At 56.5% G+C, this 24,274-nt stretch carries 23 protein-coding genes; all 23 read right to left on the minus strand.

The window, feature by feature from the left end; all coding sequences use genetic code 11:
- Nucleotides 1-15 precede the first annotated feature (15 nt).
- The 23 genes from EKK48_26385 to EKK48_26495 all read right to left on the minus strand — a co-directional run bounded on the left by EKK48_26385 (nucleotide 16) and on the right by EKK48_26495 (nucleotide 24,098).
- On the minus strand, nucleotides 16-387 hold the full coding sequence (locus EKK48_26385; GenBank protein ID RTL36761.1) for a hypothetical protein: 372 nt from the start codon (nucleotides 385-387) through the stop codon (nucleotides 16-18).
- A gap of 32 nt (nucleotides 388-419) precedes the next feature.
- Entirely contained in the window at nucleotides 420-1,529 is a 1,110-nt protein-coding gene (locus EKK48_26390) for a hypothetical protein (protein ID RTL36762.1), read from the minus strand.
- A 225-nt stretch (nucleotides 1,530-1,754) separates the two neighbouring features.
- Nucleotides 1,755-2,447 carry a hypothetical protein gene (locus EKK48_26395; GenBank protein RTL36763.1) on the minus strand — a complete coding sequence of 231 codons (693 nt, stop codon included), beginning with the start codon at nucleotides 2,445-2,447 and terminating at the stop codon, nucleotides 1,755-1,757.
- A 3-nt stretch (nucleotides 2,448-2,450) separates the two neighbouring features.
- Complete coding sequence (locus EKK48_26400; GenBank protein ID RTL36764.1) at nucleotides 2,451-3,038, minus strand: hypothetical protein; 588 nt, start codon at nucleotides 3,036-3,038, stop codon at nucleotides 2,451-2,453.
- Complete coding sequence (locus EKK48_26405; protein ID RTL36765.1) at nucleotides 3,035-4,123, minus strand: alpha/beta fold hydrolase; 1,089 nt, start codon at nucleotides 4,121-4,123, stop codon at nucleotides 3,035-3,037. The genes EKK48_26400 and EKK48_26405 overlap by 4 nt, the downstream gene beginning before the upstream one ends.
- Before the next feature lie 112 nt (nucleotides 4,124-4,235).
- Nucleotides 4,236-5,378 (minus strand): hypothetical protein, encoded by a 1,143-nt coding sequence (locus EKK48_26410; GenBank protein RTL36766.1) that lies wholly within the window; start codon nucleotides 5,376-5,378, stop codon nucleotides 4,236-4,238.
- 98 nt (nucleotides 5,379-5,476) lie between these two features.
- On the minus strand, nucleotides 5,477-6,580 hold the full coding sequence (locus EKK48_26415; GenBank protein ID RTL36767.1) for a hypothetical protein: 1,104 nt from the start codon (nucleotides 6,578-6,580) through the stop codon (nucleotides 5,477-5,479).
- A gap of 41 nt (nucleotides 6,581-6,621) precedes the next feature.
- Nucleotides 6,622-6,978 carry a hypothetical protein gene (locus EKK48_26420; GenBank protein ID RTL36768.1) on the minus strand — a complete coding sequence of 119 codons (357 nt, stop codon included), beginning with the start codon at nucleotides 6,976-6,978 and terminating at the stop codon, nucleotides 6,622-6,624.
- Nucleotides 6,979-7,120: 142 nt separating this feature from the next.
- On the minus strand, nucleotides 7,121-7,738 hold the full coding sequence (locus EKK48_26425) for a hypothetical protein (protein ID RTL36769.1): 618 nt from the start codon (nucleotides 7,736-7,738) through the stop codon (nucleotides 7,121-7,123).
- A 121-nt stretch (nucleotides 7,739-7,859) separates the two neighbouring features.
- Nucleotides 7,860-9,005 (minus strand): hypothetical protein, encoded by a 1,146-nt coding sequence (locus tag EKK48_26430; GenBank protein RTL36770.1) that lies wholly within the window; start codon nucleotides 9,003-9,005, stop codon nucleotides 7,860-7,862.
- Between the two features lie 147 nt (nucleotides 9,006-9,152).
- Nucleotides 9,153-9,767, minus strand: a complete 615-nt coding sequence (locus tag EKK48_26435) for a hypothetical protein (protein RTL36771.1) — start codon at nucleotides 9,765-9,767, stop codon at nucleotides 9,153-9,155.
- Nucleotides 9,768-9,856: 89 nt separating this feature from the next.
- Nucleotides 9,857-11,251 (minus strand): hypothetical protein, encoded by a 1,395-nt coding sequence (locus EKK48_26440; protein RTL36772.1) that lies wholly within the window; start codon nucleotides 11,249-11,251, stop codon nucleotides 9,857-9,859.
- A gap of 68 nt (nucleotides 11,252-11,319) precedes the next feature.
- Nucleotides 11,320-12,174, minus strand: a complete 855-nt coding sequence (locus EKK48_26445) for an RNA polymerase sigma factor RpoD/SigA (protein RTL36773.1) — start codon at nucleotides 12,172-12,174, stop codon at nucleotides 11,320-11,322.
- Nucleotides 12,175-12,250: 76 nt separating this feature from the next.
- Nucleotides 12,251-12,922, minus strand: a complete 672-nt coding sequence (locus EKK48_26450) for a hypothetical protein (protein ID RTL36774.1) — start codon at nucleotides 12,920-12,922, stop codon at nucleotides 12,251-12,253.
- 77 nt (nucleotides 12,923-12,999) lie between these two features.
- A complete protein-coding gene (locus EKK48_26455) occupies nucleotides 13,000-13,695 on the minus strand; it encodes a hypothetical protein (GenBank protein ID RTL36775.1) in 696 nt (231 codons plus the stop codon).
- Nucleotides 13,696-13,726: 31 nt separating this feature from the next.
- A complete protein-coding gene (locus EKK48_26460) occupies nucleotides 13,727-14,581 on the minus strand; it encodes an HAD family hydrolase (protein RTL36776.1) in 855 nt (284 codons plus the stop codon).
- A 175-nt stretch (nucleotides 14,582-14,756) separates the two neighbouring features.
- On the minus strand, nucleotides 14,757-15,992 hold the full coding sequence (locus tag EKK48_26465; protein RTL36777.1) for a glycosyltransferase family 1 protein: 1,236 nt from the start codon (nucleotides 15,990-15,992) through the stop codon (nucleotides 14,757-14,759).
- A gap of 98 nt (nucleotides 15,993-16,090) precedes the next feature.
- Nucleotides 16,091-17,479: a glycosyl hydrolase family protein gene (locus tag EKK48_26470; protein RTL36778.1), complete on the minus strand. Its 1,389-nt coding sequence runs from the start codon at nucleotides 17,477-17,479 to the stop codon at nucleotides 16,091-16,093.
- An 82-nt stretch (nucleotides 17,480-17,561) separates the two neighbouring features.
- Complete coding sequence (locus EKK48_26475; protein ID RTL36779.1) at nucleotides 17,562-18,311, minus strand: hypothetical protein; 750 nt, start codon at nucleotides 18,309-18,311, stop codon at nucleotides 17,562-17,564.
- Nucleotides 18,312-18,409: 98 nt separating this feature from the next.
- Nucleotides 18,410-18,853 (minus strand): hypothetical protein, encoded by a 444-nt coding sequence (locus tag EKK48_26480; protein RTL36780.1) that lies wholly within the window; start codon nucleotides 18,851-18,853, stop codon nucleotides 18,410-18,412.
- 107 nt (nucleotides 18,854-18,960) lie between these two features.
- Entirely contained in the window at nucleotides 18,961-21,138 is a 2,178-nt protein-coding gene (gene hflB / locus EKK48_26485; protein ID RTL36781.1) for an ATP-dependent zinc metalloprotease FtsH, read from the minus strand.
- Between the two features lie 123 nt (nucleotides 21,139-21,261).
- Nucleotides 21,262-23,517: a hypothetical protein gene (locus EKK48_26490; protein RTL36782.1), complete on the minus strand. Its 2,256-nt coding sequence runs from the start codon at nucleotides 23,515-23,517 to the stop codon at nucleotides 21,262-21,264.
- An 80-nt stretch (nucleotides 23,518-23,597) separates the two neighbouring features.
- Nucleotides 23,598-24,098 (minus strand): hypothetical protein, encoded by a 501-nt coding sequence (locus tag EKK48_26495; GenBank protein ID RTL36783.1) that lies wholly within the window; start codon nucleotides 24,096-24,098, stop codon nucleotides 23,598-23,600.
- Between the last annotated feature and the right edge of the window lie 176 nt (nucleotides 24,099-24,274).

The raw sequence follows: 24,274 nt of genomic DNA on the forward strand, positions 1-24,274 counted from the left end.
TTTCGATTTACTTTTTCAAGAAGCTTTTTGAGTTTCGCTGAGACACCAGATCAGCAGCGCCAAGACGAGCATGACCGTCCACAGCCCGAGCAGGCTGTAAAAAGCGCCCATGCTACCGAGCTGGATGTTTGCACCCACGGTGAATGCAAAACCGAACACCGTGCCAACCTGGAAACCATGGTTGACACATTGATCGTCGGTAAACCCGAACAGCTTCGTACCGAGCTGCTGGGCGAACACACCCGTGCACACCCCGGTTACGACCACGCCTGCAACGAGGAGCAGAATCAGCCCGAGCGTGCCACCAATTGCAGTGCCGACGCCGATGCCCACTTCCTGGAAGGCGTGGAAAACGGTCATTGTATGTTGTACAGGTGCTTCGTGCATTTGACAATCCTCACTTTTTCTTGATGGTGGAATCAGCGCAGGCAGAAACGACACAGTTGGTCGATCAGCCTCGGGACGATTCCGTTTGCTGCCGGAGCTGGTCCGCCGCGCTCATACTCTTCGAGCACTTCGCAGAAGACACCGGCTCTTTTGATATTGGACAGCCAGCTCGTGATGCCGTTGAACTGCTGAACGAACATGGTCATTGAGCTGACCGATTTGCTGAAGGCGAGACTTGCCGTTGTCACAGCTCCAATCTCCATCGGCGTCGCGCCGTTGAAGAGATGCTGGAAGAAGAGCGGCGCCATCACCACCATTCCGAGTATCTCCGTCCACTTGTTGAACGGATAGGTGACAGCCGAGACGTTGCGATTAACGCTCAGCATGCGGTTGCGAACTTCCATGACGGCAGAGAGCGACACGAGAACCTTCTCACGCTCATCGTCCGCCTCGGACGGATCGACCTCGTTGGCATTGGTGATCGCTGTGCGCAGGGCACCATCGAGTTCACCTTTGTCATTACTGAGCTTGATCAGCGACTTGCCGACATAGGTGACGACAACAGTGCCGAGAATCGACCAGGCGATCGCTTCGATCATGAGATTCTTGTTGATCTCGAAGAGCTGGATACTACCCATGACCAGGTCGAACAGATAAGACACCGCCGCCATACTGAGCCCGACCAGACCGTTGAAGAAATCTTCAAAAGCCTGTGTCATGGCCGCCTCCGGACTTTTCAGACGGTGATTCAGCCTGGCTTTATCGAAAATGCCAGGCTGATACCAGCGCCTGACTATATTTTCGACGGTAACCTGGAACCCGTCGTTAGCCAGCTTGGTGCGAAGATACTCGTAAGCAACTGTCGACACCATATAAGCCAGCAGGATTGCCACCCAGAGCTGAATAGCAACTTTCCACTTGTCGTAGTCCTGGCGCTGCATCAGCGTCATCGCCTCGCCTGCGATTTTTCCGGCGAAGTACATGATCGTCGCCGAGCCGAACATCAGAGCCGTGGCAGCCAGGGTGCAAACGATAATTTCTCGCTTGCGCTGGTGCCAGTATGGCCCACAGATAAGACGCACTCGCTGCCAGGCGAGATGCGTCTCCATGTCTTCTTTTGTGCCGTTCATAGCACTCTCCATTGTTGTCGCAAAACTGCCGCACTACATTCAGTGGCGCAGCAACTTTCCGTTCATTTGAAGCTGGAGCTGTTTCAGGAGATTCCAAACCATTCCCTGAGACCCCAAGACCAATTGGCATAGTGGTGCCAGGGAATGGTCTGGAACGGGAAAGACCTGAACGCTCCAACTTACTCACCCCGGAGTGCGCCGCACCGCATTCGCGGCGCACTCACATCTCAAACATCGTTAACCGCCGGACATAATCGCGAGAATTCGCCTGGCGAAGTCCTCGGATTTGGTCGAGAGGATGTCGACGATGTTGATCGACTCATAGTCGGCAGGGCTGATGCGCGGACCAAGTTCGAGCCCCGTCGTGCTCGTCTGGAACTCCATCTGGCGCGAGTAGTAACCGTGCATCTCCAGAATGAAGACATCCGCAGCCGGCAGCAAGCCAAGCTTCATGCGGTTGAGCAGATCCACCTTCTCGTGCAGAGTGCCAAGCCGCCCCGGCAAGATGTTGAACACGCGGGAACCGAAGAAGAGTGCATCATGACGCGAGTTGAGATCGCCGAACTTGTAGGCAAGCGACTGCTCAGTCACGTACTGATTGAACTCCTCATTCAGAAAGCTCACGCCGAGCGCAACAGCCAGGTCAGGACGGTTGGCCAGATAGCAGCCGTAATGGGGCGCCTCCATGAGACCGGCATTACCACCGGTTTTCTGCGCGATGCCGCCCTCCGCAACCAGAACTCTGGAGACCTCGGCCACCCACTTGTAGACCAGTGTCTCGGCGCCGAGAGTCCTGGAGCCGAGCCATGTGCATTGCGGCCCGATAGCTGCCAGACGCTGCAAAGCATCAGACAACATATCGGCGCGCCCCTGGATGCCATCGAGATGGGATGCCAGAGCCTGCTCGGAGGTCAAGAATTTTGCTTTCATTTATTACTCCGCTGTTTCGAGCAACATTGCTCTCAGTTCATGAAAGTCGTTGAAGTCGTCGACCCGCACCTGCCTGCCTTCCAGAAACATCCGGTAGACAATCAAGACGAGATCCTGTTGAGCGCCGTAAGTGCTCAGAGATGGCGCCACGGTGCAAGCTATCTCCCTGACGTCGATGAACTCGCACTTCGTCGCTTCCCCATCCAGGGGAAACGGCTCACCGACAACATCAGCCAGGTAGATGTGATCCGGGGCACCGTAGTGTCCCATCACCGCTACATCGGCCAGCTCCGCCGCACATCTTCCGTGCGTCAGCTTGCCGAGCGTGCTATCACGCACATCCGAGTAGGGGTCGGTTTTGATCGCCCACAGTTTGACGTTTGTCAAAGTGGCGCCCTTGCCGCCGGCCTCCTGCCCGAACTCAGCGTGAATGCACTCCTCGTGACTCTGAGCGGGGAGTTCAACTCGCCCGCCAACAAGCGTCTTGCGCTTGCCGTGCTTCTTAGCGTGAGTGATCACGCAGACCAGATACGGGTCGTCGGGATGTCGCGCGATTACCGTGCTGGTCGGAACAGCGATAGAAAATGTCATTTCGCCTCCTGTTCTTTTTCACCGAACTTGAACATGCAGCCACAGCCACCCAGATCTTCGGTCACATCGACCAGGGCGCGTTGAATGCGAGGGTCGAGTATGGAATGACCCGCACCAGGCACCTTGATCAACTTGGCTTCGGGCCAGGCTTTCGCCAGTTCCATGACGTGAGCGATCGGGCTGACCTTGTCGTTCTCGCCATGCACGATCACACAGGGAATCCTGTGAGCACGTATGACATTCAGGCCCCGAGCCATTTCTTCGGGCTTCATGAAACCGCCATTGAGGAAATAGTAGCTGGCGATTTTTGCTACAACACTTGCCTGCTCGTAAGCCGGACCCTCAGCAGAGCGCCTGGCGTCACCACAAACGGTGTTCTCCCAATCGGTCCAGGCTCGCACTGCCTGCTTTTGCTCATCCTCTGTTCCCGCCGTGATCAGGTGGTGATAGATTTTGAGCAAAGTGGTGTCGCAAGCAGGGCGGTGGAACCACTGTCCTGGTGACGTGGGCTGATGCCCTCGCAAGCGCTGAACCAACCAATCAAGGTTGTTTTTCGGCACGGTTTGCCTCGCGCTGGCGAAGTTTTCCCAGGCCTCCGGAAAGTGCTCGCTTGCCCCATAGCGGAACAACCAGTCAATTTCCCTGGGGCTGAACGAAATCACACCGGACATGACGATTTCTGACACGCTCTCGGGGTATTTTTGAGCATGAGCGCGTGCCACAAAGGTGCCGGAGCCGACCGCAAACTCCATCCACTTGTCGACACCGAGTAAGATTCGAATCGATTCGAGATCTTCCACGATATCGCCTGTGGTGTTGTAGTCGATCGAACCACGCGGCGTGCTCTGACCGGCGCCGCGCTGATCGATCAAGATGATGCGGTATTTGCGTGGATTGAAGAAGCTCCAGATGCTGTGATCTATGCCTCTCCCCGGACCACCGTGCAGAAAAACCACCGGTTTTCCTGAGTTATTGCCCACTACTTTGTAGTGGATACGATGTCCTCTTGAAACGGGATGCATCCCCTCCAAAAGGACACGCGCAGGTTCCCTGTACAGGGGACCTGAGTGGAGGAAACCCAACATTTCAGCTCTCCCTTGTTGCAGCAATCAGCGATCGCACTTCGTTGATTGCTCGATTGATTGATTGCCTGGTTGATTGCTGGTCACCAGGTAAGCCACCAGACACCGAGCCCGACTAGCCGAGCTCGTACATGCCGTGACTGGCGAGCAGCTCTTTCAGCTTTTTGACTCGCCACTTTTTCAGACCGACCAGTTTCATCCACCAGGTTCTCTTTTGCAGAGCCCTGAATTCAGAAACGATTGCCTGAGCATGCCTGTACTGTTCGTCAGTGATTTGCTCGCTGTCGAACAACACTTTCGCGGTCGCTTCGTAACCTCTGACCAGAGCACAAAGCTTTTCATACTCGCCCACCCAGAAGTTGACGGCAGAGAATCCTCTGACATCGGGTGAGATGATGGCGAGTTCTTCCTTATGTCCGGGAGGGCTGGAGGGAATGTAACACTCCCGGCAGATCACCCAGTAGAGGAAGTCCTGAACATGGGTCAGCCAGCCCGAGTCTTCTTCGGTGACATTGAAGACGAGGATCTCGTCTCTGCAGCAACCAAACAAGCCCTTATGCAGGATGGCGTCGATGAGATAAGGTCCCTCCGAAGAGAACACCCCATCGAAGACCAGCATGTCACGCTTCGGAGTGAGCAGGCGCGTCGGAGTACAGAACCCCGGTATGCCCATGGTTCCGCGTGCCGCTTCGCCAATCTGGGAGCGTCCCGCAGCGATCATGTCGTCGAGACTGATCAGGAGTTCGAACCCTGAATCAGTCTGCTCGTAGATGCCCCGATCGGTGTACAGAATCAGACGCCGCTTATTGAAAAGCGACGTTACCGACGCAGTAGCCAATCCCTTTGGCCAACGGGGCACGAGCCTGGCGAAATATTCGCCGAGCATCTCAGTCCCGAAGATTCCCGATTCAGGGAAGACGCGCTCGGAAACGCGCCTGCAGGCAGTTGCCCACAACCATGCGAACACGCTGGTTTCCCAGTGAAGAAGCGAGATGAATCGCGTCTCCACGGCTCTTGTAGCCAGAACTGATGCTCTGGTGCCGTGCTGCCATGAGGCGGACGGACCAAAGCTGCCGCTCAGGGCGACGATCGTTTCGAATTCAGTTCCGAACTGTTCACAAGCAAGCAGACCACCACATATGGTGCTAATCACTCGTGCGCCTCCGCCTGACACGGAGAGAGTCTTGAATTTACCGACTTTGCCTCGTTTCCGTGGCGTCTCCAGGTCAGGATTGGAGGAGGTTGGTACAGTGTTCATTGACTTTCCTCCATTGTTTGCGATTGTGATAAGCCGAACCAAGCGAATGTGCCGCTCGACTCGACTGGCTCTTTCGCCGCCAGATCACAACGCATACGTCAGTGATCTTTGGGCGGGTCGCCTGTTTTCTTGCCGTTCACGGGCTCCACAGGCTTTCCATCGTCGATCACCAGTCGCGGTGCGCCTGGCTTCCTCCATCGGACCTTTCTGGCTCCTGGGGGACGAGGCTTCTCGTTGACGATCAGCGATAGACGAGGAACAGCACCGTCACCGTCACCACCGTCACCGTCACCACTCTCGCCACTTCCAGCCGCTCCAGTGCCAGAGCCATGCGGATGTTTTCCACGTCCGCCGACGCCGAGCCAGATCTGCAAGAAGCCGTCGACTGCGAACTCGAACGTTTCCGCATCACTGCCTGCGGTGTCGCGATGCGCCGCGTCCAGCTCGATCAAAGTGGTACGATCGGGCGCTGCCGACTGCAATAACCGAGCATGATCGAATGAGATTAGCTCGTCGCGCACGCCATGCAGCAGCAGAGTCGCTCCTTTGAACTGCCGCAGATTTTCGAGATTGTTGAGGCGAGTGTGGGCTGGGAACATCCACTCGGGATAGATGCGCATGATTGGCATCTGCTCCTTAGCCATGCGCACCATCGACTCGAACGCAGCCGAGATGATGAGAGCTCTTGACTTGGCCCAGACAGCTTCAGCAGTTGCGGCAGCGGCACCGAGACTGTCACCGCAAGGGATGATCTGGTCATTCGCGTAACCCAGAGTGTCCACCAGGTATCGATGAGTCAGTATCCCGCAATTCCCGAACGAAAGGAAATCGGCTTCACCGCCGCTTTTTCCGAACCCGGGTGGCTCGCACACAAAGACCGAGCCGAACTTGCTGTACATGCGCACAAACGAAGTGCAGCTCGCCAGGGTGTTGTTGCGCCCCATGTGGAAGTTGAAAACCAGTTTTGAACGCGGATGCTTGAATAAGCACGCATTCAACTGCCTTCCATTGCTCCAGATAGGACAGTCACAAAGCTCGAAGCCTTGTTTTTGGACGAGGAACCTGCAGAGTCTGGTGAACTCTGCTTGCGATCCCCGAGATTTTTCATCGAAGACGAAGACCCGCTTCTGCAGGACCTTCCAGAGCACCCTGGGTGAGAGAATCACCCAGAGTGCAAGACCAACAAGCACAGCGTTCACCATGTCTGTTCATCCGCTGTTTGAGTGAAGGAATCAGCGATTGATCAAAGGCGAATCGCGATGTGCGGCTGCCAGTTGACGAACTCGATGATGAGATTGTCGCCGTGACCTTTCTGGACGCAGTTGAGCGCGACCATGCGAGCGGTGCCGGTGACAAAAGGATTGGCTTCATCCGCCACCGCCTGCGCCACAGTCCTGGTATTCCCGAGTTCATCGACGAACTTCTGGACGGTGCCGAAGGCGGCTTCAGGCTCGATATTGATCTCGCCAACAGGACACTCGTAGACGAGCGCGTTTTTCTTGAACTTGCGAGCCACCTCGAGCTTGGCGGCAAGGGCATTGCACGCTTTCTCGACGAGAAGCGACTGCGCCATGTCCAGATTCCATTCTTGCTTCGACATTATCGACTCCATTTGTTTGCGACTTGGGATACACCGCTTGCGGTGGCGAGCGGCAAGTAGGCAACACAGTTCAGCCGTGATACCAGAGCAGTCAGGGAGATCCCAATGCACCAATCATCACGGCTGAATTAAACGCGTTGGATCACGTCCGCGTTCTCAGCTCCTGCAACATGTCGCGGACGCCGAACGGCGAAAACACACGCGCATCGATGCCGAGAGAACGAGCACATCCCACGCTTTCGATCGATGAGTCGATCATAACCATGTCAGAAAACGCCAGATCCTCGCACAACTCCTTGCTCAGGTCGTGTCGCAAAACCTCATAGTAAGCAGTGCGCGACTTGATTCGACCAGGACCGCTCATGAACATTCCACGGCAGCCGCTCCATTTGTGAAGTCGGTGAGCACGCAGCCAGGCGAAATCGACTTCATTGCCGTCGCTGCTCCAGACATAAGGCGGCATGCCGAATGCACAGAGCTCGCCCTGAAAGTCATGCCGCACTTCATATGTGGAAGTCCACAGACTAATCATTTCCAACATAGTGATGGGCGTGCGAAGCCGCTCATTGAGCGCATCCAGAAACTGGTCACGCGTAATCAACCCTTTGGCGAAATCAGCCCGACCAGCCTGCTCGAAGATGATGCGCATGCGCTCAAGCCCGGTTCTCGTCTCGCGAGAGAAGTTCTCCTCGCCTTCGGCGATGTTGTAGTCGACGCCGATTCCGAAGACATCGACGATCAGAATTTTCGGTTTGGACATGTTCTTCTCCTTGTCCGGAAGATGTTCAGATTCCGCGCCGCCAGATAAATCACTCTAACGGCGGCGCGAAGTCTTGCTTGTCATTGAGCAGCCGGTGGTTACGATTTAGCCACGTCTGGTATCACTGCGTGATCAGCGCGCCGTGATCGGTGAGGGCTCGACCGAGAGCCGGGTCTTCATACCAGTTGAGCTGCGCGAGTATGAGCAGCTCATGACCGAGTGCACGAGCCCACATACCATCGAGTCGCGAGCCCATCGTCTGGGTGCCGCGATGGTCGTCGGGACCGACAAGAAGCAGACCCGACTCGACGAGCGGCGCCGTTTCCCAATCGCCCTGCTTCGTCGCCAACTTGGAGTTGCTGTCCATGCCGAGCGCGCCCGGGCCCTTGTTTTTCAGACCATCGGCAGCGAGCTGGTTCTGCAGGCGCCGAACCTTGCCGCTCGCCTCTTCGCCGCCCCGCATCGACTTCTGATGACCCGCGGCCGCCCAGAATTCCTCGACGAGAGCATCGGGAGACTTGTCCTCGAAATGGACCCCGACCACCGGACGAAGATCGGCCACACCACTCACTTCACCGACTTCATCGAGCGAAAACGTATCGAGCGCGTCCAGCCGATTCGGGTCCCACATCACGGCGACAGCCTGGCCGCGATTGTTCTCCACCGACACGAAATACTTGTACCCGGTGCGTTCGGCGATCTTCTTCAGTCCCTCCTCGGTGACCTCGGCCAGACTCCAGACATGCGCAAGCGGAATGATTTCCGCGATTGCGTCGATGAACCAGGCAGCCTTTTCGCCCGTGAGAAATTCGAAGTTGTGCACGGCGCGCACGAGCGGACCGTCCATGCCGACCGGCTTGAGACCGGAAGCGGCGATCGCCTTTTTGATGAGGCTGTGGACGATCTGGGGGTTCATCAGGGTGCGATTGAACCCGCCGCCGCCGCCCTTCTTCTTGCCCTTGCGTTTGTCGTGACGGCGCCCGCGATACTGCTTGATGCCGATGCCGATGCCCAAATCGCTCAGATCGAAGCCCTCGGGCAGATCGCCGATGAGAGCGTGCTTCTCCCAGCCGAGATTGCCAAGCATGCTCCGTTTGGCCACAAAACCGTTGGCGCCGTGACCGACCAGAGCCTGAGGCATGCCGAACAGCGTCTCGAAATCGACATCCGGATAGCGGGGCATCGCCGCCACTTCGAGGTTGTACGCATCGTTGGCGCGATTGAGGGCGGCGATCTCACGACGAGTGAGAGTGAGTTTCCGTGACATTTGAATCTTCTTTCGCTAGAGGAAATCAGCCGCATGTTTGCGGGCTGACTGTGACTGCGCGCGTCAGCAGTGCATTGCATCTACAAAATGCGTATGCATGATTGCCGACGCGCACGATTTCATACTCAGATGGACCAGACGCCCTGGTTAGAGAGGCTGATCCTCGCCCGTTTCGAAGATCTTCTTCGAACCCGAGCTCATAATGACCGTGCTCATCCTCTGGAGGGCTTCCTCGCCGGTGAACGTGGTGGCGCCGATTTTGATCTCCAGCGACTTGCTCGGGAAGCCGAAGAGCTTCACGAAGAACGGGTGGAAGAGACCGCCCGTGGTGCGCCAGGTGTTGTATTTCTTAATTTCGAGGGCGAGATGAGTCTGATTGGTGGCGAACTTCTTGCGCATTTCCACCACATAGTCGGCAATTTTGTCATAGATGCCGAGCTGCGCCAGATCGGGATAAGCTTCTTTGACCGCCGAAATGAAGGCATTACGGTCCAGAGCACCGCCGGCGCCCGCGAACTTGCGTTCCTCGATGCCGGCGCGCAGCAGAGCCTCAAGCCCTTTGCGCTTGTCGTCGCCGATCTTGAGCCCGTCAAGAACGGTCGAACGGCCCTGGTCGTATTCAGACATGGACTCCTTGTTGTAAGCGGTCAGTCCGAGTTCGAATTCGCGACCCTCATTGCGAGTCTGTTTGTATTCGCCTGCGACCCAGACGGAAGTGACAAAGACAAGAACAGTGAGAGCGAGAGCGACGACACGGGTCATGACATTTTCCTTCGATGCTAGATTGACGATTTGAACCGAGCGCAGCAATGAGTTGCAAGCCGCGCTCAGGTATTTGTCATAACTCTCAGTTAGCGCCACTTGTGATAAGTGGGCGGGCCTATGTAAGCAGCAATTCCCCACGCCAGAAGCGACGTGAAGAAAATGATCACGTAGAGCCAACGAAGCTGCTCTTGTGTCGGCTTGATCTCATGATGCAGATACTGATAGTCACGCATGTGGATACGCGTGAAACCATCGGCACCGAAGAGCACCTGCTCGAGGACACCCTTCGTGTGTTCAACGCGCACCGACAATTTGTCCGCATCACTCGCATCACTCGAAACCTCAGCATTCGGGTTGCCGAAGACCGCCGAGGGTGTCAGAGGTTGACCCTGCAAACGATCGCGCAGAGTCAGGGTGAACAACTCGTTACCCGTCGGCATGCCCGTCGCCGCGCGCGCCCAGGAGATGCTCTTCTTGTCTACTGTTGCCAGCACAACAACAATCGCATTCTTAGACAATGCGTTCTTCGCAAACGCATCACTTTGCCAGTAGGCTGTCAGAGCGCCGATATAGTCATCGGCATCGGCAACAGGCACCGCCCCACCGTCGACGATGACGAGATGCAAGTCTCCCTGGCGTTCAAGACCGAGAGCGCCGTTGAACTGATTCGAGGCGGTGAGCCACTCGTCTGCGGGCAATGATTTGACGCCAGCGAAGTAGACGCGTTCACCAGTGTAGTCGTCACGCACCTCCGTGTGAAAGTCAGGCAACAGGTTCGCCGCCTTGTAGAACTCTATCTTGTCGGAGTATTTGTGCAATATCGACAGATTGGCGGCAAGCACGTAATTCGGATATTCGTGCCTGAACGTCACACCACCGGGGCGATGACTCGCCAATCTTTCGTTAGCTGCACTCCAGTTCGTCGGCACGCCAGACTGCACCGATCCGGGCAGCGCGGGCACCCACCGGTCACCCCAGCCCCGCCAGCGGTGCTGCTCGGGATCAGTGGGGAACCAGCGATCACCCATCGTCACACTGTCACCAGTGCTGGTGTCCACAGAGAATGTCCACTCCTCGGTGGTGTAGGGGCAAGAGTGATAACGCCTGACCATGCGCGTGCATGTTCTGGAAACTCGCTGTCCCCTCGAATTCGTGTATGAACAGTCGTAGAATTCGGGAACGTAATACGGATGACAGTCATAAGTGTGGGTGCACCGACCATCTTCCGAGCATGTCACTCTCTGCCAGTTGGCGCGCACTTCAAAGCCACTCCAGTTTTCGCTGTAAGTGACCAGATTTTGCACGGCGAAGTAGTCGAAGATCTTGATGATGCCGAACAATCCGATGACGAGGAAGAACGCCATGCCAAAGCCGAACTCCTTCCACGTCACTTCACACTCAGACTTCATCACCTTGAGAAGGTAGTGCATCGATACGCCCGTCAGGGCGACAATCAACGCTCCCCAGATCCATTCGATCATGTTGTGTCTTCCCTTTGTAGATTGGAAGGCTAGTTGATTACTCTGTTAACGGTTCAACTTCACAGCGCCTATAGCAGCGAGCGAAGCTTCTTTCCATAGGGTCCGCTCGCCAATTTTTCAAGCGCGCGAACTTCGATCTGGCGAACCCGTTCTTTGGTGATGGAAAAGCGAGTCGCCAGCACTTCCAGCGTCACATTCTCGTCATCACCCAGACCGAAGCGCATAGATACAATGATACGCTCGCGCTCAGTAAGGTTGGCCAATGCCTGGTCTAGAACAATCTTGATGTCTTCTGAATGCAGCGAATGGTCCGGACCAGGTTCATCTTCGACGACCAAAAGTTCACCACGAGTGGTGCCGTCGTCGCCGATCACATCGTCGAGCGAAACAGTAGGCGGAATCGGATTTGCCGACCGTTCAAGAAGACGTCGTACAGTGACGACAGAAAGCTTCGCCTTAGCTGCGATCGCTTCTTCCGAAGCATCCTCGCCACTTTCAATCAGCGACTTTTCCACCTTTCTGATTTTGGCCAGCTTCTTGCGGGCACCAGCCTTCAGATCGACTGGGTCTTCAGCACCGTAAGCGAAATCTTGAACCGCCGCTCTGATCCACCAGACCGCCAGGGTCGAGAAATTGTTGCCACGCTCAGGCTCGTACCTATTCGCGGCTTGAACCAGACCGATTTTTCCTTCCGAAATCAGCGCCGCAAACGACTTACCACTCTTCAAGTATCTTTTGGCAATCGAAACGACGAGTCGCTCGTGAGACGCTATCAAACGCACACGAGCGCGTTCGCCCTCGACACCACCCGCTTGCATCAAGCGACCAAGCTTACGGTCTTCTCCCTTCTTGAGAAAAGGCGCGTTGAAAGCTTGCGCGATAAGGCGCCTGCTTTCTTCGTCATGAATAGGATTGACACCCATGGTCAATTCCTCCTTCTTTCGGTGATAACTCCAAAAATGCGACTGAGAAACGCATCTTCGGTGCTAGCTTGCTGTTCTAGCGCGTGATAGGGCGGTCTTTTCCGCTCTCGAAGATCTCCTGCACGCTCGTGGAGATAATCGCTCGAGAAAGCTTGTCGAGCGCCTCAGGTCCGGTGAGGACCTTTTGACCGATGCGAATTTCCAGCCGCTTGGAAGGAAATCCGATCCACTCCACAAGCAGAGGCTGGAACAAACCGCCGGTGGTGCGCCACAAGTCATAGGCGCGCACCATATCGTGAAGCTTCCCCTGATCGGCGGCGAAAACTGTGCGCATTGCCTGTACTTCGACGAACAGCCGATCGTAGATGTTCAACCCACCGAGTTGAGGATACGCCTCGTGCACAACCGAAATGAATTTATTCCGGTCGAGCCGATCGTTCGCATCGGTAAAAGCGCTCCGCTGACCGACGCCGGTCTTGAGGAGCTGAACCAGAGCATCCTTCTCGTTATCTGCGATTTTCAGCCCGTCGACAACGGACAGACGCCCCTGCGAGTAGCGCGCCTGCATAGTGTTCCACTGGAAGACCATGCCCAGCTCCTGCTCATTGCCATCGTTGCGAATGTCAACATATGTCGACATCGCAGAGACTACAACAACCAGGACAGTCAACGCGGCAGCCCAATATGCAGCCTGCCTGGCTGTCAGATTGGAGAGGTGGTTCGCGAACTTCTCGAGTAAGTTGTTCATGTTGTATTCCCGTAGAGCGAGAAACGTTGAACGATTCGGGCGACGACGCGCCGAACCTATTGTCAATGTTGGATGGTTCAAGCGACTGCGCGCCTGACCAATTGGCGGTGTTCCTTGCGAAGACGAGCCAGTTCCTTTCTGGATGTGCTGGCTTTGCTGTGATTCCAGGTCGCCATCAGCATCTTTCGATAACTGATTTTGCCCTTGTATTTCTTACCGAGAAGCAGCAATGCCAGATTACGGATTGCTGTGAGAGCCTCGGCGACGTTAGGGCTTTTATCCGGCAGGATAGTTTCGATCTCCATATAGCGACCGGAGTAACGACCCAGTCCGACAGCGTGATCGAACGAAATCGTCATTTCGAAACCGGCATACGCATATGTGTATTCGGCGCGCGACTTGCTGTAGCGAGGAATTGCAGCCTCTTGCTGGTCGACTGCCCTGGTCACAAACGCCAGTGCGGCATCGAGCGAGATTTCATTTTCTTTCTCGTGCCTGATGTGGCGCCCGTTCTTGCCGGCGACCGGGTGGCTTTTCGCGCACCGAATCAACTTGACACCGCGGACAGTGCCATCCAAACCGATGGTTCGCTCGATGCGCAGGCGCCTTGTCGACTTGCCGGTGCTCGGGATAACCAGATCGGTAATTTCAAGCTTGCGGCTGAACTTGAGTCCGATGCGCGCCGCTTTTCTCTTGAGTTTACGCCATTGCTGGCGACCAAGAGAAAAGCCTCGCTCGATCTCATAGTGGAGCCCTGGTGCATCGTCGCCCATGGCAGTTCCTTTCACTCAGTTGATGAGCTGATCAAAAGAACTTGAGCAGCTCGTCGAATCGATGCGCCTCATGCATGACGGGCACCGACAGGTTGTGACGTTGACGAGCGCTCTCGATCGGAGCACCGGCAAACATGACGTCGATGTCGCGCGTCAGGAAAATTCCGCCCGGTGCCATCCAGACATACTGCATGCCGAGGGCAGCTGCGGCGACACCGTCAAGTTCGAGCGCATCTCCAGTAAAGATGCAGTCGTTCACGTCGACGGCAGCCAGTTCCAGAATCGTCGCCAGACCAGCGCCGCTTGGCTTGGAAGCGCATTCCTGCAGAATCGTCAAGTTGACATCGGAGTTCGCGGAAAGAATACGAGCCCGTCGCTCATCGTAGACGGTCGTATCGAAACCGCCTTTGTTTCGCACCTGAACCGCTGCAACGCCCTCAATATACTGGAGAAGACCAGCCGCACGCAGGCGCTGAATCACGCAGAAGTCGCGCCCGTTGCTGAGCGCAAAGGTGCGCTTGCCCAGGTCATTGATCGTTTCGAGAGTCTTGATGACGCCGGGATAGGCCTGACCAGACATCTCAGCCGCCTCGTCCCAGGCAAGCCAGAAGGGACGCACGACCATATCGATGAACTGGGCGTCGGTGCCCACGAACTTCTTTCGCAAGGGCGACAGTTCGATCAGCCAGGGGTTGTCGTGCCCATGCTGCTTCATGGTCGGAGCGAGACAGCGCACCATTTCTTCCGGATTCATGTGAAAGAGCCGGGCGATGCTCGCAACACCAGCTGTGATGGCTGGATACAGGAACCCGGTTATATAGGGGAGCATCGTGTTGTCGACGTCCGAGATGAGAACATCGACAGGAATGCGTGGGTTGGCGTTCATTGGTTCCTCCACAGTGACATGGATGAATCGGATGCACGGCAGAGCAGGAGAGCTTGACGGACTCCTGCTTTGCTCCTCAGGACCTCTAACTTCGATCGCACAGCATCGGTCGTGTAATTTCAGTCATGCGACCTCAGTCACAGAACTTCGGTCACACGACCGCAGTCACGCAACATCAGTCGCCCGACTTCTGATGCAAGGCCAGCACCTCGGCGTAGACCTGTGCCGTGCGTTCCGCGATCACAGGCCAGGTGAAGCGATCGAGCACAGTCTGACGAGCCCCGACCCGGAGCCTGTCAGCCAGTTCAGGATTGCCGAGCACTTCGAGAATGCCCGCACCGAGTTTGGTGGCGTTGCCGGCCTTGAAGACAATGCCATTTTTCCGATGCTGGAAAATGTCCTTCAGACCACCAGCATCGGAAGTGACGACCGGCACGCGAGTAGCCATCGCTTCCAACGCGACGATGCCGAATGGTTCGTAGGTGCTAGGCACCACGGCCACATCCGCTATCGCATACAGCTGCGACAGCTTGGCGTCGTCGGCAAGACCAAGGAACCTGACGCTATCCTCCAGCTTCTGCTTGCGAACGATGGACTCCAGACTTTCTCTGAAGTAGCCCTCGCCAGCAACCATAAAAGTGGCTTTCGGATAAGCAGCCAGAATCTTCGGCGCCGCTTTGAGAAGCAACTGAACGCCCTTCTCCTGAACCAGACGCCCCACAAAGAGAATCACTGGTCCAGCAGCAACGCCGTAAGCCTTGCGCAGCGTCGAACGCTCGATGCTGCAAGCCAGACGGTCAGGCAAGATGCCGTTGGGAACAATCTTGACCTTGTCCGCCTTGACGGGGAAGTAAGCGGTCACCTCATCCAGCATGTGGCGGCTGTTGACGATGATCTGCCCGGACTCCACCGCCAGCCGCGCCTCCACCTCGCCAACATAGATGCTGTCGGGGCGGTCGAGCACACCATCGTTGCGCCCTGCTTCGGTCGCATGGATGGTCGAGACGATGGGCAGTCCGAGCGCCTTGAGCACCCAGGCCGAGTCCCACACCAGCCAGTCGTGAGCGTGCACGATGTCGAACGGTTCCTCCTTGTGGAGCTTCAGCGCATGCTGAAGCATGCCGACGTTGAGTCGCGTGATGAAGGTGCGGAAGTCCGGAGACTGCTCCGTCACCCACACGCCAGCAGCGACGGTGACCTGGTTCTTGACGCGGTGAATATGCACACCGAACTCATCGACCTCATGTTCGAGAGTGTTGGGGTGATCGGCCGTGACCACGTGCACTTCCATGCCCTGCTGAGCAAGCTCACGGGAGAGGAAGTAGACGACGCGAGCCAGACCGCCGATGATGCGCGGCGGATATTCCCAGGCGAGCATGAGCACGCGGGTCTTCGGTTTGAAGCTGTTCATGTAACGTCCTTCTCTTTTTCTGCTCGTTATTGACGAAGTTTCTATGAACTGGCTGTGCCACCGTTCGCGGTGGCACTACCAGATACGCGGCAAACCAATCACTTCGCTGAGGAAGCGATCAGTTGCATGGTCTTGTGTAGTTCGGCAGCGGCCACCTTGTTTTTGACCACGTCCGACATGCGCAAGATAGTCAGCCCCTCGTAGTGGCCCTGACCGTCGCCCAGCCCAAGCGCTGCGCGCAGTCGCAACCATGTATCGGCGTCATAGAGCAGGTGACTGAGAGCGTTCTCTCCCTTCACCGGCACTCTCAACCGTTTGGCCGTCTGACCAACCCAGCGCACCAGTTCGAGAGCAAGAGACTCTCGATTGCCGTCTTGACCGTTTTCCATTTCCAGGCAAGTAAAGTGCAGCCAGACACGAGTGCTCGGCTTCACCTTCTGCAAGTCGTGGAAAAATCGAACGATTTCCTCATAGCCATGAGCATCATCGTTCGCAATCAGACCCCGAGCCGAAATCAACCCGGCACTCAGTTCAGCCAGGCGATCGCCATAGACGATTTTGTTCCGCCTGAACCTTCCGATTCGCCAGTGAATGCCAGGCACTTTCGCACCCAGGTCAATACCAACGAAAGCCGCTCCTTTTCCGGAGAAGACCTCAAGAGCAGCGAGCATAATTTTTCGACCGTGCTCGAGCAAAGACTCCGAAGACCAGTCGAACAGATCTAGACCGTATTCGGTGTCGGTGTGCAATTTGCGGTCGAAGAAGGCGCGCACATTACGCGGTGGAGCGAGCAGTTTCCGGCTGCCCCAGGCGTTATGAACCGCTTTCACCGAGCCATACTTACGCAACATGGCGTCGGCAAACGACTGCTGTGCCAGTTCTGAGTAGCACTGCAGCGCTCCCCGAGTGGGGAAGCCGGCGTTTTTGTCGTGCAAATTGTAGCTCGGATAACGCAGCTCACCGGCCGGGCCAAGGCTGATGTTGATCTCAGAGATGTATTCAGCCTTGTGAGCGAAGTGCGCCATGAACGCGGCGAAGAACGCCTTCATATCGCCGAGCACGAAGTCTGTAGCCCAGCAACTGATGCTTTCACGGCAAACATGGCCCTGTTCGCTGACGAAGCAAGCCGCGTCAACGTTTTTGCTGCGCATCTTTCCCGCCATCTTTTTCCAGATATAGGGCGGCAGCATGATGTACACGTCATCGCCAACATTGCCGCCGCACTGATGCGTCGACATAATAGGCACCCACTTGAGCCCGGCTGCGATGATGCAGTCGGAGAGCCGATCGTAATACTCCCAGTGGTAGCGTCGCTCGGACTTCTCCACCAGGCCCCACCAGACGTCAGTGCTGACCGCAGCAACGCCTTCGGCTTTCACAACCGCCAACTGCGTGGCGAACTCGAGCCAGGCACGGCGCGTCTCTTCAGTGTCACGACCACGCGGATCTCCGACGAGAAGAGGCGCCATGACATTGATAGTCGTCATGAGCAGTTCCTTTTTTGCCGCCACTTTCGGTGCGCGTGGCAGCTCGGCGCATGTTCAGAATCACTCGCACTGTGGATGGAAGTCAGCTGAGTTCGACTTCTCGGTCAGCTTCTTCCACCTGGGCTGATCGCTCGGCAGAACGTCTCTCATCAGCGTCCTGATCTGCGACCCGGCATGAACAGCCACAGCACAACATGTCATGCCGTTCCTCCAGATGCGCATTGGCAGTGCGAGCGCCAGAGCGAATCTGAGCAGAGATCGTGGCGCACTCCTCATCTGTTCTTTCGACGATGAGAAGCAAGTCCAGATCTCTTTTCGGCAGGTCAAGCCTTGCACCATATTTGGTGTCAAACGGACCAGCCAGCGAAAGAATAGACCAAAGGGCGGTAACTCGCGCCGCCTCCGAACGCTCAACGCAATATAGGCTCACAGGGGGAAGAACTACCGTGAGCAACTCGGTGCCGGCGCCTGTAGTGTGGACGGTTTCGAACAGTTTCTGAACCGCCGACTGATAGTCGCCCGAACCGATACTGTCGGAGAGGGCGGAACTTTCGCCCAACCCGACAACGTATACCCTTGCCTCGCCCGAATGTTCGGGCTCACTGACGAAGACCGCTCCCAGCCTGGCTTTGAACCCGGCTGCTTCTGCCTCGTCCAGGGACCGACCCAGACGCTCATAATTTCCTTTCAGAGCGAATGAACAATTCAGCTGCAGTTGCGAGTAGACGTCGCACCTGTGCAGCAGGTCACCGAACGTGAAGACAGCGATTGCTTCGTGTCTGACACCAAGTTCGGTATCAGCAAAAGCGAGGGAAATCGTGCGAATTTGCATTCCTTGCTCCGGTTGGCAGCAGGTTATCTGGTTACATGACCAGAACCACCTCGCTGAATTGCGAGGTGGTCGTCTTCGCTATTGTCGTCTGGTGCCGATTACTTTGATTCGCTGCCCACTTTCGCCGCCTGGGCCGGTCGAGCGAAGATGAGGACGACCAGGCAAACGTAGAACATGTAGACAGCGCCAGCTCCGGCAATAACCAATGGACCCTGCCAGGGACTGATGCTGTCAGCCAGACTGAGCGCCGATTCCCAATATCCGAACTGAGTTGTCGCCCAGAAAAACCCACCCAGAAGAATCGAGGCGCCAGCCGCCATTGTCGCGGCAAAATACTTGCACCGAGTGTTCGTCCAGAGGTCGATCGTGCATATCACACCGGCGACAACTCCAAACAGAGGAGCCGCCCATGCGGGCTGAGCCAGCTGCTGCGCCACAAGGACCTGCAGATAGCCGTATCGCCAGGCAACCGCAACGAGCAGACCGGCCACGATCGCTGCTCTGGCAGCAACGGCAAACTTGAGAGTGTCCGACTGAGACATCGATGTTCTCCTTGCATTCGAATCTGACAGCCGACAGGCAGCCAGTGTTTTGTGAACCCCAGACTTGAGTCCGGGATTCACGTTCTTCAAGGTCCGACTTATTCCGGTCAGAAGGTCAGCTCCGTCTGATTGGGGTCGGACTTCTTGAGGGCCAGTGCCACCTGCGCCTCGATGAAATCGACACCGAGACGCCCGGCCTCAGGTTCGGTCGGCTCGAGCTCAATCTCCTGCAATTTACGAGCCTTGCGCAGGGGATTGACACGCGCAAGAATTTCCTCGCGCTCGAGAGTCTCGTCGTCCAGCAAGCCTTCCGAGATCGCATGCCACTCCTTGACGCCTTCTCTGAGTTTACGCAAGGCGGTCTGGAATGCCTCGTCGACCAGTTTCTTGACGGCAGCACGAACAAGCGCCACTTCCTCGGTGGAGAGCATCGAGTTGTGACGCACTCCCATCTCGTAGCCGAGGAAGGGATGTGCGTTATCGCCATCGCCATACTTGAGGAAGCTCAGGCGCTCGTCGATGTACGGACCAAAACCCCATTGGGTAATGGCCTGCTCGGCTTGCTTGGTGACCATATCGATGTCACCCTGCGCACCGCTCGTGACCTGGTCGACATTGCCGCCGGCTAGCAGAAACTCGCCGGCACGACCAGCCATGCCAGTCGCAAGAAACGCCCTCAGCTTGCCGAGGCAAGTGCTGATCTGGTCTCGCTGCGACAGGATATTGACCATCCCGAGGGCACGGCGCCGCGGAACAATCGTGGCACGGGTGACAAGCTCGCCGTACTGTTCGAGAGTGTCCAGACCGACCAGAGCATGAGCGCCCTCATGATAGGCAGTGAGGCGTTTGTCGCTAGCCGTCATGATTATGGCTTTTCTTTCGCCAAACTGAATCTTCATGAAGGCCTCATCGAAGTCTTCATCGATGATGATCAACCGATTCTGGCGAGTTGCCCGAAGCCGAGCTTCCCTGACCAGATTGACGAGATCGGCAGGTGATGCGCCAGGGGTCTTCCTCGCCCACTTTCTGGAATCAACATCGGTGGAGACGTACGGTACCGGAGTCTTGGCACTCTTCGCCTCCGCACGCGTCTTCTCGAACAGACGAGTGAGCATCTGATCGCGCCCCTTCAGGTCTTGAAACGGCACTTCGACCTGGCGATCGAATCGACCAGGACGCAGGAGAGCCGGGTCAAGAACATCGGGGCGATTGCTGGCAGCGATCAGTATGATCGGCTCCCGCTCGCCGTCTTTGCCGTCGAAGCCATCCATCTCCACGAGCAGCTGATTCAGCGTCTGCTCGCGTTCGTCGTTGCCACCGCCCATACCGGTGCCGCGATGACGACCGACAGCGTCGATCTCATCGACGAAGATGATGCAGGGGGCATTTTTCTTTGCCTCCTCGAACATATCACGCACGCGGCTGGCGCCGACGCCGACGAACATCTCGACGAAATCGGAGCCAGAGATCGAGAAGAAAGGCACCCCGGCTTCACCCGCGATGGCGCGAGCGAGCAGAGTCTTGCCGCCGCCGGGAGGACCGACCAGCAACACTCCTTTCGTCACATCCTTCGCGACATATTTTTTCGGATTGGCCAGATAGTCGATGATATCTCCGACATCATTCTTCGCATCTTCCATTCCGATGACATCTTTGAACGTAACCTTGCCGGCGTCCTCCTTGCTGAGCAACCTGGCCTTGCTCTTGCCCATCTTCATAGCCTGGCCCATCTTGCCGGGCAACTTCCCTAGCGTCGCCAGAATAGCGAAGGTTAGAAAGCCACCGCCAGCCAGGAGCGGAAGCCAGTTGGCAAGCGCCCATTCGCCCCAGGTGAGCGGAGGAACTTCGCCAATAACAAAACGCTCGCCAAGCAGATTGCGAATGCCGACCATCTCTTTGTTGGTCAGCACGACAGTCGACGACTCACCGTTGATGAACTTCACGCGCAACGTGAAGTGCTGGCCGAGATTCGTTTCAAGGGTTTCTTCGATCTTGCCCGGCGCGACTTCCTTGTCGAGAACGCGGAAAGCCTGATTGTTTTCCATCTCCGCCGAGACGATGCGCTTGTTCTCGCGGATCGCGTCGGACTGAGCAATCGTGAGCAGCTCGGGTCCAGTGATCGTGCAGATCATCTGAGACGCGGCCTCGCTCGAACCGATCTGACAGGCCGGGGCAGGCGGCGCCGGCGGCAGGTTGTGGGCGTAGATGCCAAAACCGCCGATCACGAGAGCGAGAGCGCCAGCGGTGCTGAGCAGCAGCTTACGAGTGTTCTTGATCTTCTTCATAGGATTTATCCTTCCGGAATGTTTGCGTTGATGACATGAAGCCTTAAGACCTCATGTGCGGTGTTACTCATGTGAAAGACCGGGCCCGAGAGGGTCCGGTCTCGATGTCAGATCACCGACCCGTTACTTGAATCGGCTTGGATCCTGGCTTTCGAGAGGCTTGTGATCTTCGTTGGCGCGATCACGCATGTCGTTGCCGAGAATCTCGCGATTGCGATCTTTCGCCAGTTGCGTGTCTTCCATGCGAGTCGCCATGGCCAGGTTGTCCTTCTTGATCTCAGCGATGGCGAGCTCACGCTGCGCGCTCAGCCCGTCAGCATCGAGATCAGCGATAAGCCCTCTGCCATTCGACCGCTCACCACCGGGATAGAACTCGAGGTAAGTGACATGCAGGCTGAAACCATATGGCAGCGGAATCGTCGCCTGACCAGAGCCTTTCCCGAGGGTGGATGAGTGGCCCTTCTGACCTGGAAGTTTCCGTCCGATCAATATTGCACGCTTGTGAGTTTGCAACATGCCGGCAGTCAGTTCGGCAGCGCTGGCGGTGTTCGGTCCAACCAGCACCTTGAACGACATCTTTTTGGGCAGAAGGAGCGGAACACGCACCGACGGATGAATCGTGGCGCCCTCCAGTCCCATGCCCAACGGACGGTCAGAAGATATAGCGAAAGCCGGAGTCAGACTGTCTTCATGAATCATGATGCGGTCAGTGCCGAACTCACGCTCGCGCAGAGAAACGACCAGCCCATCCGGCAGTATTTGACCGGCCAGATCGAGGAAGATACTCTTCTCACCGCCCGGGTTATGTGTCAGGTCGAGAATGAAGCCCCCGCCCTGACCGAGTTCTTCATAGACGTCGCGTGCCTTCATGGCGATGCGCATGGAAGCATCGTCGAGAGTGGCACCCTGCGCCAGTTTCTGATTGAGTTCATTGAACTGAGCAACCAGACGCAGCGACTCAGCGTCTGTCTTGCCATTGAGCGCCTCGCTGGCCAGAGGAAGAACGGTGCGAGCGATCGCGACCGCAAAATCCGCGGGCACATTCAGACTCGAGATCTGATCAAGCACGACCAGACCAATGCCATCCTCAAGCGCCGTGAAGTGAACAGCGTGCTTCTCGATAACTTTGCGCGTGATGGTCACGTCGAACTTGCTGTAGTTGCCCGACGCATCCTTCCGTTTCAAAGTCAGAACAACAGGAGTGTCGACATCGCCGTGAATGCGTTCAACAACCTGACGGACGATCAGGCCGTTAAGCGATTCGTGGTTGACGGCAACAATCAAGTCGCCCTCGTTGATCTTTCCAAGGGCAGGACTGCCCTCGACAGGAGCTTCAGCGATCACCTGAGAGATTTCCGAAAGCGGGATCTCGTTCAGATGCGTGATTCCCAGATCGACGCCCAGATTAGCATTGCTGGAGCAGTTGGGAACGTCCGGCGCGCAAGTGAAAACCGCATCGACCTCGAAAGGTTTCGAGTCTTGATCGCGCTGAACCTGGAGCTTCAGATGATCGCCGGGCTTGCCGACGAAAAATTGCTTCGCTTCTTCGATCGTCAGGCCATCCAGATTGCGATCGTTGACAGCGAGAACAACATCCCCCAACTGCACTTTGCCCAAAAGCGGGCTGCCCGACTGAGGGCGACCGAAGAAGAAGTGAAACAGACCGCCGAGTTTGTTCTTCTCGACGTTGGTCACTGCAATCGGCACGCCGATGCCCGGGAAGTGAGCCTCACGCACCCTGGTCTCAGTCTTCGTCATAGCCGGGCTGTGAACAAGATCGAAGGGCATGTGCAGACTGTCGCGCATCTGACGAATGGCGGCAAAGACGCCGTCTTCGCTTTCAAGGAGCTTGGGATCGATCGTCTTATCGATCATATCGCTCCACTCGGCTCGCTGTTTCGGATCGGTGAGATTGGGAAGGTCTGCATCGCCGAGATTGTAGTGAACGCGGATATAAGCGCGTTTGGCTCGCTCAAACAGACACTTGCCATTGAATTGCGCCGGGCAGCCGAGCAAACTGCCGACCTTCGACATCTCCTCGATGGCAGCCTGCGTTCCCTCCTCGGTCTTGAGTTTGCCGCTCGCGTCAAAGCGGTGCTGCCAGTTCGCTGCGAACCTCTTCGCGTCGTCGGGGTCGCCGAGCAGACGAAAATACGTTTCGAAACTTCGGAACGCCTTCTCGTAGGCGAGCTGCCCGGGCGTCATCTGCTTGCGAGCCGCGACCACTTGCTCGGGTGTTGCGACCTCGGCGGAATTGAAGTAATTCCAGGCGCCGAAGCCGAGCCAGGCACCAAAGCCAAGCGCCCAAACGAGTGTGAATCCGTGGCGACTCAGATACGTTCTTACCTGCTTTTTCATTTGGAGACTCCTTGCGACCATTCAGTGATCGCCTTGCTGTTGTGTCACCACATGCGGTGACAGTCAGAGAGAGAGAGAGACGGTTACGACCCTCCTGCCTTCTATATGACCAGTTGCTGCACGACCGGTTCGTGCGCAACCGGCGCCGCATCGTGGTCGATTGATTGCTGATGAAAGCCCACCAGCGTAAGCTCGCCGACCTGCTCGCAGACCGTCGTAGAGATGCTACGCCCACGAGAACGAATGTTCACCCAGTTCTCGGTGCGCCGAAACGTGCCAGAGAACAGTTCATCTCCGGGCTCGAGAGTGTCGTTGACGAAGGCACAGAAAATCCTTTCGTCAGCACCGATGACGGTGCGCCTCACGATAAGCCGTTGATCGGAGCCAGACCCGTCCGAAACTGCGAACGGCTGGAACTGAACATCCGAGTCGATGCTCTTGACCCAACTCCAGCTTCGCAGAAGCACAATTTGCTCTTCGGTGAATTCGCCCCAGAACACTTCTCTGGTGACGAATTTGCTGACGTCGATGCCGACCTGAAGCAGAAGCGAGCTTTGTTCGGCTGTCACTGGAGCGTGAGTACGAATGAAGTGCTTTGCCATTGTTTCATCCCTGGTTGTCGGTTCCATTATCAGAACGAAGCTGCGTGGCACCACAGATAGCGCCACGCAGTATTTAGCTAAAAGTCTTCCTGAGACTCAGAAAAGACTTTTCAGGCAGCAGCCCCGGCTGTCTCATTCGCCCTGGCCGCCGCTTCCTCCGCTTCCAGTTCCGCCTG

The organism is Candidatus Melainabacteria bacterium, assembly GCA_003963305.1.
GTDB lineage: Bacteria > Cyanobacteriota > Vampirovibrionia > Obscuribacterales > Obscuribacteraceae > PALSA-1081.

What these genes read in the sequence shown, in the direction of transcription:
- EKK48_26385 (RTL36761.1), bottom strand. Translation starts at nt 387, where the DNA reads ATGCACGAAGCACCTGTACAACATACAATGACCGTTTTCCACGCCTTC.
- EKK48_26445 (RTL36773.1), bottom strand. Translation starts at nt 12,174, where the DNA reads ATGGGTGTCAATCCTATTCATGACGAAGAAAGCAGGCGCCTTATCGCG.
- EKK48_26405 (RTL36765.1), bottom strand. Translation starts at nt 4,123, where the DNA reads ATGTTGGGTTTCCTCCACTCAGGTCCCCTGTACAGGGAACCTGCGCGT.
- EKK48_26470 (RTL36778.1), bottom strand. Translation starts at nt 17,479, where the DNA reads ATGACGACTATCAATGTCATGGCGCCTCTTCTCGTCGGAGATCCGCGT.
- EKK48_26495 (RTL36783.1), bottom strand. Translation starts at nt 24,098, where the DNA reads ATGGCAAAGCACTTCATTCGTACTCACGCTCCAGTGACAGCCGAACAA.
- EKK48_26440 (RTL36772.1), bottom strand. Translation starts at nt 11,251, where the DNA reads ATGATCGAATGGATCTGGGGAGCGTTGATTGTCGCCCTGACGGGCGTA.
- EKK48_26475 (RTL36779.1), bottom strand. Translation starts at nt 18,311, where the DNA reads ATGCAAATTCGCACGATTTCCCTCGCTTTTGCTGATACCGAACTTGGT.
- EKK48_26390 (RTL36762.1), bottom strand. Translation starts at nt 1,529, where the DNA reads ATGGAGAGTGCTATGAACGGCACAAAAGAAGACATGGAGACGCATCTC.
- EKK48_26455 (RTL36775.1), bottom strand. Translation starts at nt 13,695, where the DNA reads ATGGGCGACGATGCACCAGGGCTCCACTATGAGATCGAGCGAGGCTTT.
- EKK48_26490 (RTL36782.1), bottom strand. Translation starts at nt 23,517, where the DNA reads ATGGTCGCAAGGAGTCTCCAAATGAAAAAGCAGGTAAGAACGTATCTG.
- EKK48_26460 (RTL36776.1), bottom strand. Translation starts at nt 14,581, where the DNA reads ATGAACGCCAACCCACGCATTCCTGTCGATGTTCTCATCTCGGACGTC.
- EKK48_26410 (RTL36766.1), bottom strand. Translation starts at nt 5,378, where the DNA reads ATGAACACTGTACCAACCTCCTCCAATCCTGACCTGGAGACGCCACGG.
- EKK48_26430 (RTL36770.1), bottom strand. Translation starts at nt 9,005, where the DNA reads ATGTCACGGAAACTCACTCTCACTCGTCGTGAGATCGCCGCCCTCAAT.
- EKK48_26480 (RTL36780.1), bottom strand. Translation starts at nt 18,853, where the DNA reads ATGTCTCAGTCGGACACTCTCAAGTTTGCCGTTGCTGCCAGAGCAGCG.
- EKK48_26395 (RTL36763.1), bottom strand. Translation starts at nt 2,447, where the DNA reads ATGAAAGCAAAATTCTTGACCTCCGAGCAGGCTCTGGCATCCCATCTC.
- EKK48_26415 (RTL36767.1), bottom strand. Translation starts at nt 6,580, where the DNA reads ATGGTGAACGCTGTGCTTGTTGGTCTTGCACTCTGGGTGATTCTCTCA.
- EKK48_26465 (RTL36777.1), bottom strand. Translation starts at nt 15,992, where the DNA reads ATGAACAGCTTCAAACCGAAGACCCGCGTGCTCATGCTCGCCTGGGAA.
- EKK48_26450 (RTL36774.1), bottom strand. Translation starts at nt 12,922, where the DNA reads ATGAACAACTTACTCGAGAAGTTCGCGAACCACCTCTCCAATCTGACA.
- EKK48_26435 (RTL36771.1), bottom strand. Translation starts at nt 9,767, where the DNA reads ATGACCCGTGTCGTCGCTCTCGCTCTCACTGTTCTTGTCTTTGTCACT.
- EKK48_26420 (RTL36768.1), bottom strand. Translation starts at nt 6,978, where the DNA reads ATGTCGAAGCAAGAATGGAATCTGGACATGGCGCAGTCGCTTCTCGTC.
- hflB (RTL36781.1), bottom strand. Translation starts at nt 21,138, where the DNA reads ATGAAGAAGATCAAGAACACTCGTAAGCTGCTGCTCAGCACCGCTGGC.
- EKK48_26425 (RTL36769.1), bottom strand. Translation starts at nt 7,738, where the DNA reads ATGTCCAAACCGAAAATTCTGATCGTCGATGTCTTCGGAATCGGCGTC.
- EKK48_26400 (RTL36764.1), bottom strand. Translation starts at nt 3,038, where the DNA reads ATGACATTTTCTATCGCTGTTCCGACCAGCACGGTAATCGCGCGACAT.